A 13,423-nucleotide genomic window follows, 5' to 3' on the forward strand; every position below is an offset into this window, starting at 1 on the left:
TCAATCTTCCCCCGGTACGCCGGGGGCTTTGCTGCTGACTTTCAATGGGCCGTTCCGATTCTTCCCTGCCTGACGTCAAGACCCGCATCCTCGATGCTGCCGAGCGGTTGTTCATGGAGAACGGCTATGCGGCCACCTCCGTGCGCATGATTACCGGTGCGGCCGGGGCCCCGGTGGCGCTGGTCAACTACCACTTCGGCTCAAAACAGGGCTTGATGGAGGCTGTGTATGAAAGGGCGCTGGGAAGTCGTAGCGGCAGCCGCGTGAGCTACCTCGACAAGCTGGAGGCCGAGGCCGCTGGCGCACCGATTCCGGTGGATGTGCTGGTGGATGCCTTCCTCTCGTCTGCCCTGCGTCTGACCCGCAAGGACAGCATTCCCGGCGAGGTCTTCAAGCAGCTCATCGGGCGGGCTTTCTACGAACCAGGGCCGGGTACGGAGGCCTTCTTTCCGGCGGAATACAAGGAGGCGGTGGACCGCTACCGTCAGGCCTTCATGCGCACGCTGCCACAACTGTCTCAGGATGACGTGGTGTGGCGCATGTACTTCTTCGTCGGCATCGTGGCCTATGCGATGGCGGGCAAGGACGTGATGCGGATGACCGAGACTTACGCGCTGGCCGATGCGGGCGAGCCGGAAGCCATCATGGCGCGGTTGCGACCTTTCATCGTCGCGGGTTTCCAGGCGCCTGCCGGTGTGCCGCCGATTGGGCTGGCAAGCACCTGATTTTTAATCCATGTTGTACCTGAAGGAATCATTGCGCTAAGATTTGAACGATTGTTCAAATTTGACTGCGGCGATGTCGTCCGCGGTTCATGACAAAGGTCCGGGTCACGGGCCGAGCCAAAAGGAGACGCATGTGAGCAGACTGATCATTCGCAAGGTGGCCGTGTTGGGCGCCGGCGTGATGGGGGCGCAGATCGCCGCCCATTGCGCCAATGCCGGCGTGCCGGTTGTCCTCTTCGACCTGCCCGCCAAGGAGGGCGACCCCAACGGTATCGCGAAGAAAGCCGTCGACGGCCTCAAGAAACTGGAACCAGCGCCGCTGGCCACCAAGGACCGCGCCCAGTTCATCGACGTGGCCAACTATGGCAGCGACCTGGAGCAACTGCGCAGCTGCGACCTGATCATCGAGGCCATTGCCGAGAAGATGGAATGGAAGCTCGACCTGTACGCGAAGGTCGCGCCCTTCATCCGCGCCGATGCGATTTTCGCCTCAAACACCTCCGGCCTGTCCATTGAGACCTTGTCCGCAGGCATGCCGGCAGCGCTGCGCAGCCGCTTCTGCGGCATCCATTTCTTCAACCCGCCGCGCTACATGGCGCTGGTGGAGTTGATCGCCACCGGCTCCACCGATCCGGCGACCCTCGACGCTCTGGAAAGCTGGCTGACGACCCGCCTCGGCAAAAGCATCGTGCACGCCAAGGACACGCCCAACTTCGTTGCCAACCGCATCGGCGTGTTTTCCATCCTGGCGGTGATGCACCACACCGCGCGGCTGGGCCTTGGTTTCGATGAAGTGGACGCGTTGACCGGCCCGCTGATCGGCCGCCCGAAGAGCGCGACTTACCGCACCGCCGATGTGGTCGGCCTGGATACCCTGGCTCACGTGATCGGCACTATGCAGGCCACGCTGCCGGACGACCCGTGGCACGCCTTCTACCACAGCCCCGATTGGCTGTCCGCACTGATCGCCAAGGGCGCCCTTGGCCAGAAGACTAAGGGCGGCATCTTCCGCAAGGACGGCAAGGCCATCGTCGTACTCGACCTGGCGAAGCAGGATTACCGCCCGAGCGCCGGCGAGGTGGCGCCGGAAGTGGTGGCCATCCTCAAGAACCGCAACCCGGTGGATAAGTTTGCCCAGCTGCGCGCCAGCAGCCATCCGCAGGCGCAATTCCTGTGGGCGATCTTCCGCGACGTGTTCCATTACTGCGCCTTCCATCTGGCCGACATCGCCGACAACGCCCGCGACGTGGATTTCGCCATGCGCTGGGGCTTCGGCTGGGCGCAGGGGCCCTTCGAAACCTGGCAGGCCGCCGGCTGGCAGGCTGTTGCCGACGCGGTGAAGGCCGACATCGAGGCAGGTGCCGCGATGAGCGCCGCGCCGCTGCCGGCGTGGGTCTTCGATGGCCGCCAGGGCGTACATGAAGCGTCGGGCTCGTGGAGCGCGACGGATGCGGTGCTCAAGCCCCGTTCCGCGCTGCCGGTGTATGGCCGCCAGCTCTTTCCGGAGCAGGTGCTGGGTGAAACCGCACCGGATGCCGGTGAGACCCTGTGGGAGAACGAAGGCGTCCGCCTGTGGAATCTGCCGGCGAAGGACGCGCGTATCGGCATCCTGTCCTTCAAGTCGAAGATGCACAGCATCGGCGACGAGGTGCTGGACGGCGTGCTTGAAGCCGTCGCCCGCGCCGAGCGCGACCTGGACGGGCTGGTGATCTGGCATGAGGCGCCGTTCGCCGTCGGCGCCAACCTTCAGCAGGTGGTGGAGGCCTGCAAGGCCGCCCAGTTCGACATGCTCGAGAAGACCGTCGCCAAGTTCCAGCAGGCTTCGATGGCGCTGAAGCACGCGATGGTGCCGACCGTCGCGGCGGTGCAGGGCATGGCCCTCGGCGGCGGCTGCGAGTTCACGATGCACGCGACCCACCGTGTGCTGGCGCTGGAAAGTTATGTTGGCCTGGTGGAGGCCGGTGTCGGCCTGATTCCGGCCGGCGGCGGTTGCAAGGAGTTCGCGCTGCAGGCCGCGAGCCTGGCCAGCCGGACGGCGGGCGGCGACGTGTTCCCCTTCATCCAGAACATGTTCCAGACCATCGCGATGGCCACGGTGTCGAAGAGTGCGCTGCAGGCCGTCGAACTGGGCTTCGCCAAGGCCTCGGACGACATCGTCTTCAACGCCCGCGAGCTGTTGCACGTGGCGCTGCACCGGGCGCGCGCACTGGCCGAGTCGGGTTACCAGCCGCCGCTGATCCAGCGGGCGATCCCGGTGGCTGGCCGCAACGGCATCGCCACCTGCGAAATGATGCTGATCAACATGCGAGAAGGCGGCTTCATCTCCGCCTGGGATTACCGCGTCGCCAAAGCGGCGGCCACCGCCCTGTGTGGCGGCGAAGTGGATACCAATGCCAGGGTGTCCGAACAGTGGATCCTCGACGCGGAGCGGGCCCAGTTCGTGGACCTGCTGAAGACCGAAAAAACCCAGCAGCGCATCGTGCACATGCTGGAAACCGGCAAGCCGCTGCGCAACTAATAGGACGGAGACGAAGTGATGAGCAAACAGATTCAGGACGCCTACATCGTCGCCGCCACCCGGACGCCGGTGGCCAAGCGCAACGGCATGTTCCGTAACGTGCGGCCGGACGACATGCTGGCCCATGTGCTGCGCGCGGTAGTGGACCAGGTACCGGGACTGGACGCCAATGAGATCGGCGATGTGATCGTCGGCTGCGCGATGCCGGAAGCGGAGCAGGGCATGAACGTGGCGCGCATCGGTGTGTTGCTGGCCGGCCTGCCCAACACCGTGCCGGGTATCACCATCAACCGTTTTTGTTCTTCCGGGCTGCAGGCGGTGGCGGATGCCGCGGCGCGGATCCGCCTCGGCGAGGCCGACGTGATGGTTGCCGCTGGTACCGAGAGCATGACGGTGATGCCGCAGATGATGGGCAACAAGGTGTCCCTCAACCCGGCCATCTTCGCCAGGGACGAGAACCTCGCCATCGCCTTCGGTATGGGCCTCACCGCCGAGAAGGTTGCCCAGCAGTGGCAGATCGGCCGCGACGAGCAGGATGCCTTCGCGGTGCAGTCCAACCAGCGCGCCGCCGCGGCGATTGCCGCCGGTGCGTTCAAGGACGAGATCACGCCCTACACCGTGCGTGCCCACCTGCCCGGCGAGGGTGGCGCGGTGCGCGTCGTCGAGCGGATCTGCGACACCGACGAAGGCCCGCGGGCCGACGCCTCGTCGCAGAGCCTCGGCAAGCTGCGCCCGGTGTTCGCCGCCAAGGGCTCGGTGACCGCCGGCAACAGTTCCCAGATGTCGGACGGCGCCGGCGCCGTGCTGCTGATGTCCGAGGCGGCGGTGAAGCGCTACGGCGTCACGCCGATCGCCCGCTTCTGCAGCTATTCGGTGGCCGGCGTGCCGCCGGAGATCATGGGAATCGGCCCGGTCGAGGCGATTCCCCGCGCCCTCAAGGCGGCGGGCATCGGCAAGGGCGACCTCGACTGGATCGAGCTCAACGAAGCCTTCGCCGCCCAGGCGCTGGCGGTGATGAAGCAGCTCGACCTCGACCCGGCCAGGGTCAACCCGCAGGGCGGCGCCATCGCCCTCGGCCACCCGTTGGGTGCTACCGGGGCGATCCGTGCGGCGACGCTGATGAGCGCCTTCCGGCGCACCCAGGCCCGCTACGGGATGATCTCCATGTGTATCGGCACCGGCATGGGCGCGGCGGGCGTTTTCGAGAAGCTCTAAGTACGTCTGGTCGGGACGACGGGCGTACTTTCCGTCGTCCCTTTTTTGCGGACAATGATGTCACCGAGATCCAACCAAAACGTCATCGCGAGAATGAGATCATGACTGCGCCCATCCTGCTCGACATCGATGCCGGTGTCGCGACCCTCACGCTCAATCGTCCGGCTTCCCTTAACGCGTTGTCCTTCGACATGATGGCGGCTCTGTCCGAGGCTACCGGCCAGCTGGCTCGCCGCAAGGACTTGCGGGTCGTGGTGGTCGCCGGGGCGGGCGAGCATTTCATGGCTGGCGGCGACCTGAAGGATTTCGCCAGCCAGCTGCACCTCTCCCCGGAGATCCGGCTGGCCAGTTTCCGGGCTACCATCGAGCAGCACATCAATCCGGCCATCGAGGCCCTGGTGAACCTGCCTGTGCCGGTCGTCGCGCGCGTGCAGGGCGCCTGCGCCGGCTTCGGCCTGTCTCTCGCTCTGGCCTGCGACCTCGTGGTGGCGGCCGACAATGCCTACTTCACGACCGCCTACGCGAGCATCGCGCTCAGTGGCGACGGTGGCGTGTCATGGCTGCTACCGCGCATCGTTGGGCGGCACAAGGCCTGTGAGTTGCTGCTGCTTGCCGAGCGCTTCGATGCGGCGGAGGCGCTGCGCCTCGGGGTGGTTAGCAGGATTGTTCCGCTGGAGGGGCTGGACGAGGCTGTCGGCGGCCTGGTGCGTCGCATCGTCAATGGTCCGCGGGAGACCTATGCGGAGATGAAGCGGCTGCTTGGTCATTCCGCATGCCACTCCCTCGACGCCCAATTGCAGCTTGAGGCGGAAGCCTTTGCCCGCAGTGCGGCCCGGCCTGACTTTGACGAAGGAATCCGGGCCTTCCTCGACAAGCGCAAGCCGCGCTTCAACGGCTGAGGCGGTAGGCCAGCAGCCCCAGCCATTCGTGCACGGCGTACCAGCCGGCATAGGCAGTGTTCATGCTTGGCAGCATGGGCAGCCCCTCATCGCCGTCCGCTGGGCCGGAGAGATTGGCTGTCGGTGCCGGTATGACCTGAAAGCCTGCATGTTCGAAAGCCTCCACCGAGCGTTTCATGTGCGCCGCGTGGGTAACCAGCACGATGCGACGGATGCCTGCTGGAAGCAGCGCGGTAGCGCTGAGTTCGGCGTTCTCCCGGGTGTCCTGCGAGCGGGCTTCCATCCATTTCACCGGAATCCCGAAGTCGTCCTCAAGGGCTGCCTTCATCAACACCGCCTCGGGTGTCTGTGATGGGCGCGTCGCGCCGCCGCTTACCATCACCGGCAAGCCCGAGTGGCGGGCCAGGCGGGCGCCGTAGCGGAGGCGTTCGAGGGTAAGCCGGTTGACGGTGCGGCCGCCGAATTCGGGCGCGTAGTTCCGCGCGCCGCCGCCAAGGATGAGGATGGCGTCGGCCTGGCGTAGCCGTGCTTCGTCCACCGGCGCAAAGCACCCCTCCAGGCCGCGCACCAGCGGCATGACGGAAATCGGCGTGACCAGCAGCAGGGCCGCGAGCAAGCCGCCCCAGGCCAGGATCTTTCCTGTGCGTGGGTGGCGTCGCAGCAGCAGAAGCCCCAGTGCAACCAGCAAAAGAGGGCCGAGCGGGGGCAAAACGAGGGCCGAAAGCAGCTTTTTCAGAAAGAACATGGGAAAAGGGGGCGGGCCATGGGGCTGCCGCATTGTCGGTGAAGGTCGGCGCGGCTATTATCCAGCGTCATCGCCGGTCGTACAGACTGGTTGCCACCAGGGGAATCATCATTATCTGCATCGGGTTTGAATCGGACGGGTACGACAGGGCTGCCGGGGAGCATGCGCAATGATCCAGATCGGAGTGCGCGAGGGGATCCTGGCGCTGGTTGCCGTGTTGAGCCTTTACCTGGTGGTGGTGCTGGTCCGCTTGGCCCGGCACCGTCGAGATACCTCGTCGCCGGTGGAGCCGGAGCCCGCGTCGGCACCCGTTGCCCCGCTTGATGCCGTAGCGGCGAAGCCCGGGCCGAATCCCGAAGAGGCTGCAGTCTCCCGCGAATTGCTCAATGAACTGGAAATCCAGCAGCTGCGTCAGGACGTGACGCAGCTGCGGACCGATTGCGATTTCCTGCGCCGTGAACTGGCGGTGATGCGCCATGACGTGGACCAACTCGGTGAGCAGGCCCGCAGCGAGCAACAAGCCGCCCAAGCGGCGCGGGAACGGACCCAATACACCCGCCCGGTATCGCCGCAGCACTCGGAAGCCATGCTGCTGGCGGGGCGGGGCATGAGCGCGGCGCAGGTTGCCGAGCACTGCGGAATCTCGGTCGCCGAGGCTGAACTGGTCTGTGCCCTGGCGCGGGCGGAGAGCGGATCATGACGGAACGCAACACCGACGTGGCCGAGGAGGTGGCAGGCGACGAGGATCCACGTAAGCAGTTGTTGATTCGCGCCGGCGTGGCAGGTGGCTTGATCGCTGCATTGCTCGGTGGCCTGGCGGTTTTCGATTATGTATCGCGTCCGCCGGTGCCCGCGGAGGCGCCGTTGCCGACTCGACCGATCGCGCCGGCCCAGGTGACCCCCGATGTGGGGCGTGATGCCCCACCGGACGTGCTGCGGGCTGGGAGCGAGGCCAGTGCGCCTGACACCGCTGCGCCGCAAGAGGAGTCAGCACCGCCGATGCTGCCTGGCGGCGGCGTGGCTGCTGAGTCCGAGGTGCCGTCGGGGGCGATGCGGAGCGGCCGGATCGGCGAAGCAAGCCGGGCGGTGCCACCCCATGCGGCGGGGAACGTGGCACAGCACGCACCAGTCTCTCCGACTCCCGCGCCTGTGAGGCAGGGCGTCGCTGCTGCTCCCTACGGGCAGGCGCCGGCGGCCCCGGCTCCGGCGGCACCCGCGCCAGCCAGCGCGCGCCAGCCGGTTGTTCAGGAGGCGCCCCAGTCTGCGCCGGCCACTACGCCCCAGGCGCAGCGTGCTGCCGTGTCAGCGGCACCTGCAGCGGCGGGCATCGTGGCGCCGCGTCAGGCGGCACCTGCCGCCAGCCCGACTGTGCCGGCTCCGGCGCAGGTCGCCGTCACTCCCGCGCGTGGCGAGGCATTGCGTCCCTACGCGCTCGAGTACGGCGTGTTCTCAAATCCCGCAAGTGCGGAGGCGCTACGGGCGCGGCTGGCTCAGGCTGGCATTCCGTCCCAGCTCGAAATCCGGGTGGTGGTGGGACCCTTCGCCGATCGCAAGGAGGCCCTTGCCGCACAGGCCCGCCTGCGTGAAAAGGGCATTGATCCGGGAACCCTGTTGCAGATTGGGCGCTGAGCCTTCCGGCTCCCTCCGGCTTGTGTCGGGGGGCTTATTCCGTTTCTATGGTCAGTGCGTGACCGCTGCGGCAGCGTAGCGCCAGTCCCGGGCGGCCGGCGCTGGCTTCGGCCGTCCATACGGCAGCAGCCTCGCCGAGGCTGCGGGCAATTTCGTAGCCGCGCTGTTTCAGCCAGGACGGGTCCACGTGGCGCGCCACCAGGCGCCGCGCGTCGGGGTGGCGGGGTGAGGCGAGGACGAGCCTGTAGATTCCCATGGCAATCTCCCGAGAGTTTTGCAATGGGGCCAATCTAGCCGCGGAGTGTGACGGTTGTTGGTGGTGTGCCCTGCCGCCGCGCGGGCGGTCAGCCGAACTGCAGGCTGTCGGCGAATGCCAGTGCTTCGAGGTGTGCGCGGTTGATCTGCTCCGCCGACAGGTGCAGGGCTTCCGCCTGGGCGGTGAGATTCTTTGCGTCGAAGCCTTCCAGCGCGCAGGCCAGCTTGAGGAAGGGGGCGTACACGCCATCGCCACCGAGCAGCGCATCGGCGATGCCTGCTGGCAGGTGCATTTCGTCGAGTGCGGATTGCAGGCTGGCGCCGAGCAGCAGGTGCAGCATGGAGAAGGCGCCGGTGATGAACAGGTTGTCCAGTTCGCCCTTTTCGAAGAAGGCCGCGCCGATCTTTTCCATGAAGCGTCCGCGGGCGATGGCGGTCTGCATCAGGGCTGGCGCAGACGGGTCGCGGCTGGCGGAGACCAGCAGCACCGACAGCCACTTGTTGAGCTTCTCGTAGCCGAGGATGGTCACCGCGTGGCGGAAGGACTGGATCTCGCACATCAGCCCGAATCCTGCCGAGTTGATGTAGCGCAGCAGCTTGTAGGACAGGGCCACGTCCTGCTTGAGGACGGTCTCGATATCCTTCACCTCGGCGTTCTTGCGCACCAAATTCATCAGCCGGACGATCTGCGCATGGGACGGAGCGAGCTTGCCATCGGTCTTGATGCCGCGCAGGAAGAACCAGCCGGAGGCGCCGTCGTAGCCCTGGATGACTGCATCCTTGAAGCTGGGCACGTCGGGCAAGCCCCAGGCCAGGGACAGGCCTGGCGGATCGGCAGGAAGGGGCTGGCGCTTGGCGTCGATGATCACGAAGCGCCAAGGCACATTGGGCGGAAGCACCGTATCGGGCTGGTACCAGGTCAGGTTGAGGCTGACGCCATTGGCCTGCAGTTGGGGAAGGAGTTGCAGGGTCAGCGGATGACCGATCGACTGGGTCGGGATCTCGATCATCGCATTGGACGGCGCGATCCATTCCAGCAGGTCGGGGGTCGGTACCAGCTTGTAGAGGCTGACGAACACCGGATGGGCTGCGGGCCACACGTCGGCGAGGCCGTCGAGGACTTCCACGGCCTGGGCCACCGAGGCTGCATGGACCACCAGCCGGTTGGCGGTGATCTTGTACTGCTTGTTGATGACAGGTTCGCGGGTGATCAACGCTGCATTGCTCATGGACACGGGGCTCCGGTGCGTGGGCTCAGGCCGTCTTGGCGTCGTTCGAGAAGCTGAAGGCGTCGGCGAAGAAGGCCTCGACCGGCAGGCCACAGTTTTCGGTAAGGTCCTGGCGGGCCGCGTCGATCATCGCCGGCGACCCACAGGCATAGACCTCGTGGCCGGAGAGGTCGGGCAGGTCGGCCATCAGTGCTTCGTGGGCGAGGCCGGTGCGACCGCTCCAGCCGTCGCTGTCGGATGCCTCGGAGAGCACCGGCACGAAGCGGAAGCCTGGTAGGCGTTCTTCCCAGCTGCGGGCGATTTCAAGTTGGTACAGCCCGGCCAGGTTGCGGCTGCCCCAGTAGAGGGTCATCGGGCGGCTGAGGCCGCTGGCGATGGCGTTCTCGACGATGCTCTTGATCGGTGCAAAGCCGGTGCCGCCGGCGAGCAGCACGACCGGCTTCGGCGACCCTTCCTGCAGGCGGAAGCTGCCCAGCGGGCCTTCGAAGCGCAGGATGTCCTTCTCCTTGAGCTTCTCGAAGACGTGGGTGGTGAACTGGCCACCGGGAACGAGACGGATGTGCAGTTCAAGGAAATCGGCGCCGGTTGGCGCGTTGGCGATGGAGAAGCTGCGTCGCTTGCCGTCGGAGAGCAGGAAATCGATGTACTGGCCGGCAACAAACTGGAACTTCTCGCTGGCCGGCAGCTTGATTTCGAGGACGATCACGTCGTCGGCGGCGCGGTGGATCTTCTGCACGCGGCACGGCAGTTTCTTGACCGGGATGTCGCCGGCGCGGGTCACCTGGCGCACCTCGATGCTCAGGTCGGAGCAGGGGTGGGCGCAGCACAGCAGCGCCAGGCCGCGCTCGCGTTCGTCGGCGGTCAGGGTGGATTCCGAATAGCGCCCGAGGTCCACCTCGCCGGTCAGGACCTGGCTCTTGCAGACGCCACAGGCGCCGTCGCGGCAACTGTAGGGGAGCAGAAGGCCAGCCGCGAGGGCGGCCTCGAGAAGGGTTTCGTCAGCGTTGGCGGAATACTGGAGTCCGCTGGGTTGGAGGGTGACCTGGAACGACATGATGGGTGGCCGTGAGATAATCGATTAATGAAACGTCGAAATATGAAGAAAGTGCTGATTGTCGGCAGCGGAGACGTGGCCCGCCGCATCATCCCGTGGCTGGCGCGGCGTTTTTGCGTGCGCGCGGTGGTCCGCCGGGTGGAAGAGGGTGCCGCACTGCGAGCCCTTGGTGCGCTGCCCATCGTGGCCGACCTGGATCAGCCGGGCAGCCTGGCGCGTCTTGCGGGAATTGCCGATTACATATTGCATTGCGCGCCACCGCCCACCGCGGGGCGGGACGATCCGCGTACCCGACATCTGCTTGCAGCCCTTGTGCATCGCGGGAGTCTACCACGACGGCTAAGCTATATTAGTACCACTGGCGTATACGGAGACTGCGGTGGCGCCTGGGCCGACGAGACGCGGCCCCTGCGGGCCGGCTCTCCGCGCGGCTTGCGGCGCGTGGCGGCGGAGGCGCGCCTACGGGCCTTCGGGAGGCGCACGGGATGCCGTGTGAGTATCCTGCGGGCTCCGGGAATCTATGATGCGGCAGATCGCCTGCCGGTGGCCCGGCTATATAAGGGTGACCCGGTGCTGGTGCCGGCGGACGATGTATTCACCAACCACATCCATGCCGACGATCTGGCGCGGCTGCTGGTGCTGGCCCTGTTCCGTGGCGGCCCGAACCGGGTTTACAACGCTTGCGACGACAGCGCGCTGCGGATGGGTGAATATTTCGACCTGGTCGCCGACACGCTGGGCCTACCACGCCCGCCGCGCCTGCCACGCAGCGAGCTGAGCGGACGCCTGTCGGAGATGACGCTATCTTTCATGGCCGAGTCGCGCAGACTGAAGAACGAGCGCATCAAGCGGGAACTGCGCGCGCGCCTGCGCTATCCGACGGTTGCCGATGCGTTGCGGACGCGTGCCGCGGCGACTTCCTGAATACTTTCATCCTTCGAGTCGACACCATGCTCTACCTGAGTATCAAAGCCCTGCACATCATCTTCGTGGTCAGCTGGTTTGCCGGCCTGTTCTACCTGCCGCGCCTGTTCGTCAACCACGCGATGGTCAGCGACAAGGCCACCATCGAGCGCCTGACGCTGATGGAGAACAAGCTCTACCGCTTCATGACGCCGCTCGGAATCCTGGCGGTCGGCCTCGGCATGTGGCTGTGGTTCGGCTTCGGCCTGGCCGGCGGTTGGCTGCATGCCAAGAGCGCGCTGGTGACCCTGCTGATCGTCTATCACCTTTACTGCGGCCGCCTGATGCGGGCCTTTGCCGAGGGCCGCAACACGCGCAGCCATGTGTGGTACCGCTTCTTCAATGAGGTGCCGGTGCTGGTGCTGTTCGTGGTGGTGTTCCTGGTCGTCCTGAAGCCCTTTTGATTTTCCGAACGGATTGAAATCTTGAATTTCTTTGCTCCCTGTCCCCGCGGCCTTGAGCCGCTCCTCGCCGATGAACTCCGCGCCCTCGGCGCTACCGACGCGAAAGACATTCCCGGCGGCGTGCAGTTTTCCGGCGACTGGGCGCTGTGCTATCGCGCCAATCTGGAGAGCCGCCTGGCGACCCGCGTGCTGTGGCAGATCAGCATGGGCCGCTACCGCAGCGAGGAAGATGTATACCGCATCGCCTATGCGCCGACCTGGGCGCGCTGGTTTACGCCCGACCAGACCATCCGCGTGTTCGTCACGGCGCACAAGTCGCCGCTGCGCAGCCTGGAGTTCGTGACGCTGAAGATCAAGGATGCGGTGTGTGACCATTTCCGCACCGTCGCCGGCCGGCGTCCGAACGTGGACACCCAGACGCCGGACATGCGTATTCACGCCTTCCTGTCGGCGGATACCGTCACCCTGTATCTGGATACGTCTGGAGACCCGCTCTACAAGCGCGGCTTCAAGCAGGCTGCGGTGGAGGCACCGCTGAAGGAGAACCTGGCCGCCGGCATCCTGCGCCTGACCGGCTGGAAGCCGGGCGAGGAGGCCTTGTACGACCCGATGTGCGGCAGCGGCACCTTCCTCATCGAGGCGGCCCAGATGGCCCTCGACGTGGCGCCGGGCCTTGGGCGCCACTTTGCCTTCGAGCGCTTCAAGCACTATGAGCGGGACACCTGGCTGCCGATCCGCAAGGCAGCAGAGGCGCGCCGCCAGGCGCCGCGCAAGCTGGCAATCTATGGTTCGGACATTCTGGAGTCGCAGCAGCGCAAGGCCTATGTGAACCTGCGCAGTGCCGGCCTGGAGGGCTGCGTGGAAGTGGGGCGCGCCGATCTGCTCGATGTCAAGGCTCCGGCGCCGTCCGGTGTGCTGGTCGCCAACCCGCCCTACGGCGTCCGTCTATCCGACACAGCCGAGCTGGAAGCCTTCTACCCCAAGCTCGGCGACGCGCTGAAGGCCAACTGGACCGGCTGGCGCTGCTACTTCTTCACCGGGGATCCGGCGCTGCCGAAGGGCGTCCGTCTCAAGGCCAGCAAGCGCACCCCGCTGTTCAACGGCGCCATCGAATGCCGCCTGTTCGAATACCTGATGATCGCGGGCTCCGCCCGCAAACCCAAGCCGTCAGAAACAGAAAACTAAGACCCTCGAACTGAAGGCGCCAGAACGGGGGCAGAAAGCGTAGCGAGCGCTTCGAGGCTGCGACGAGAAGCACAGCCGTACAAGAGTACGGCGAGCATCGCAGTCGCAGGATCAGAGCGCGCAGTAGCTTTATGCCCCCGTTCAGACGATGTCGAGGTTTTGGATGCCGGAGAGCATATCCCGGTCGCCGCGGCGGCTCTTCAGCTTGATCTGCAGGCGCAGGTCGTTCATCGAGTCGGCGTTGCGCAGGGCATCCTCGTAGCTGATCAGGCCGCGCTCATACAGGTCGAAAAGGCTCTGGTCGAAGGTCTGCATGCCCAGTTCGGACGAGCGCTTCATCACTTCCTTGATGCCCGGGATCTCGCCCTTGAAGATCAGGTCGGAGATCAGCGGTGAGTTGAGCATCACCTCAACCGCAGGCACGCGGCCCTTGCGGTCGCACATCGGCAGCAGGCGTTGGGAGATGAGCGCCCGCAGGTTGAGGGACAGGTCCATCAGCAACTGGTGGCGGCGCTCTTCAGGGAAGAAGTTGACGATCCGGTCGATGGCCTGGTTGGCGCTGTTGGCGTGCAGGGTGGCCAGGCAAAGGTGGCCGGTTTCGG

At 65.9% G+C, this 13,423-nt stretch carries 14 protein-coding genes; 9 read left to right on the forward strand and 5 right to left on the reverse strand.

What is annotated here, in order from left to right; translation table 11 throughout:
• Positions 1–44 precede the first annotated feature (44 nt).
• The 4 genes from ACE3RX_RS13415 (at position 45) to ACE3RX_RS13430 (ending at position 5,357) form a co-directional block, all read left to right on the forward strand.
• Positions 45–725, forward strand: coding sequence for a TetR family transcriptional regulator (locus tag ACE3RX_RS13415; protein ID WP_374484457.1), 681 nt, complete (start codon positions 45–47; stop codon positions 723–725).
• Positions 726–858: 133 nt separating this feature from the next.
• Entirely contained in the window at positions 859–3,243 is a 2,385-nt protein-coding gene (locus ACE3RX_RS13420) for a 3-hydroxyacyl-CoA dehydrogenase/enoyl-CoA hydratase family protein (protein WP_374484460.1), read from the forward strand.
• 18 nt (positions 3,244–3,261) lie between these two features.
• Positions 3,262–4,458, forward strand: a complete 1,197-nt coding sequence (locus ACE3RX_RS13425) for an acetyl-CoA C-acyltransferase (RefSeq protein WP_374484464.1) — start codon at positions 3,262–3,264, stop codon at positions 4,456–4,458.
• A 101-nt stretch (positions 4,459–4,559) separates the two neighbouring features.
• Positions 4,560–5,357 (forward strand): enoyl-CoA hydratase/isomerase family protein, encoded by a 798-nt coding sequence (locus ACE3RX_RS13430; RefSeq protein WP_374484468.1) that lies wholly within the window; start codon positions 4,560–4,562, stop codon positions 5,355–5,357.
• On the opposite strand, the gene ACE3RX_RS13435 is transcribed toward ACE3RX_RS13430, so the two are convergent.
• Positions 5,347–6,102 carry a YdcF family protein gene (locus ACE3RX_RS13435; protein WP_374484473.1) on the reverse strand — a complete coding sequence of 252 codons (756 nt, stop codon included), beginning with the start codon at positions 6,100–6,102 and terminating at the stop codon, positions 5,347–5,349. The two genes, ACE3RX_RS13430 and ACE3RX_RS13435, sit on opposite strands and share 11 nt — an antisense overlap.
• A gap of 169 nt (positions 6,103–6,271) precedes the next feature.
• On the opposite strand from ACE3RX_RS13435, the gene ACE3RX_RS13440 reads away from it, so the two are divergent.
• Both ACE3RX_RS13440 and ACE3RX_RS13445 read left to right on the forward strand, forming a co-directional pair.
• Positions 6,272–6,802 (forward strand): DUF2802 domain-containing protein, encoded by a 531-nt coding sequence (locus ACE3RX_RS13440; RefSeq protein WP_374484477.1) that lies wholly within the window; start codon positions 6,272–6,274, stop codon positions 6,800–6,802.
• The gene (locus tag ACE3RX_RS13445) at positions 6,799–7,731 is read left to right on the forward strand and encodes an SPOR domain-containing protein (RefSeq protein ID WP_374484481.1); all 933 of its coding nucleotides are present in this window, start codon (positions 6,799–6,801) and stop codon (positions 7,729–7,731) included. Before ACE3RX_RS13440 ends, ACE3RX_RS13445 begins: the two co-directional genes overlap by 4 nt.
• A gap of 34 nt (positions 7,732–7,765) precedes the next feature.
• Here the strand turns inward: ACE3RX_RS13445 and ACE3RX_RS13450 are convergent, their stop codons facing one another.
• From ACE3RX_RS13450 to ACE3RX_RS13460, 3 genes are all read right to left on the reverse strand, one after another.
• Entirely contained in the window at positions 7,766–7,987 is a 222-nt protein-coding gene (locus ACE3RX_RS13450; RefSeq protein WP_374484483.1) for a hypothetical protein, read from the reverse strand.
• A gap of 88 nt (positions 7,988–8,075) precedes the next feature.
• Complete coding sequence (locus ACE3RX_RS13455; protein ID WP_374484486.1) at positions 8,076–9,215, reverse strand: EAL and HDOD domain-containing protein; 1,140 nt, start codon at positions 9,213–9,215, stop codon at positions 8,076–8,078.
• A 25-nt stretch (positions 9,216–9,240) separates the two neighbouring features.
• Positions 9,241–10,269 carry a CDP-6-deoxy-delta-3,4-glucoseen reductase gene (locus tag ACE3RX_RS13460; RefSeq protein WP_374484489.1) on the reverse strand — a complete coding sequence of 343 codons (1,029 nt, stop codon included), beginning with the start codon at positions 10,267–10,269 and terminating at the stop codon, positions 9,241–9,243.
• A gap of 42 nt (positions 10,270–10,311) precedes the next feature.
• Here ACE3RX_RS13460 and ACE3RX_RS13465 point away from each other — a divergent pair, with 42 nt between their 5' ends.
• From ACE3RX_RS13465 to ACE3RX_RS13475, 3 genes are read left to right on the forward strand one after another with little or no spacing between them, the layout of a single operon-like run.
• Complete coding sequence (locus ACE3RX_RS13465; RefSeq protein WP_374484492.1) at positions 10,312–11,193, forward strand: SDR family oxidoreductase; 882 nt, start codon at positions 10,312–10,314, stop codon at positions 11,191–11,193.
• Positions 11,194–11,219: 26 nt separating this feature from the next.
• Positions 11,220–11,636, forward strand: a complete 417-nt coding sequence (locus ACE3RX_RS13470) for a CopD family protein (RefSeq protein ID WP_374484496.1) — start codon at positions 11,220–11,222, stop codon at positions 11,634–11,636.
• Between the two features lie 21 nt (positions 11,637–11,657).
• The gene (locus ACE3RX_RS13475; protein WP_374484499.1) at positions 11,658–12,821 is read left to right on the forward strand and encodes a class I SAM-dependent RNA methyltransferase; all 1,164 of its coding nucleotides are present in this window, start codon (positions 11,658–11,660) and stop codon (positions 12,819–12,821) included.
• 141 nt (positions 12,822–12,962) lie between these two features.
• Here ACE3RX_RS13475 and ACE3RX_RS13480 read toward each other — a convergent pair.
• The coding region (locus ACE3RX_RS13480; RefSeq protein ID WP_374484501.1) for an ATPase, T2SS/T4P/T4SS family at positions 12,963–13,423 on the reverse strand (461 nt) is incomplete at its 5' end.

It is taken from the genome of Zoogloea sp. (assembly GCF_041914405.1).
Classification (GTDB): Bacteria; Pseudomonadota; Gammaproteobacteria; order Burkholderiales; family Rhodocyclaceae; genus Zoogloea.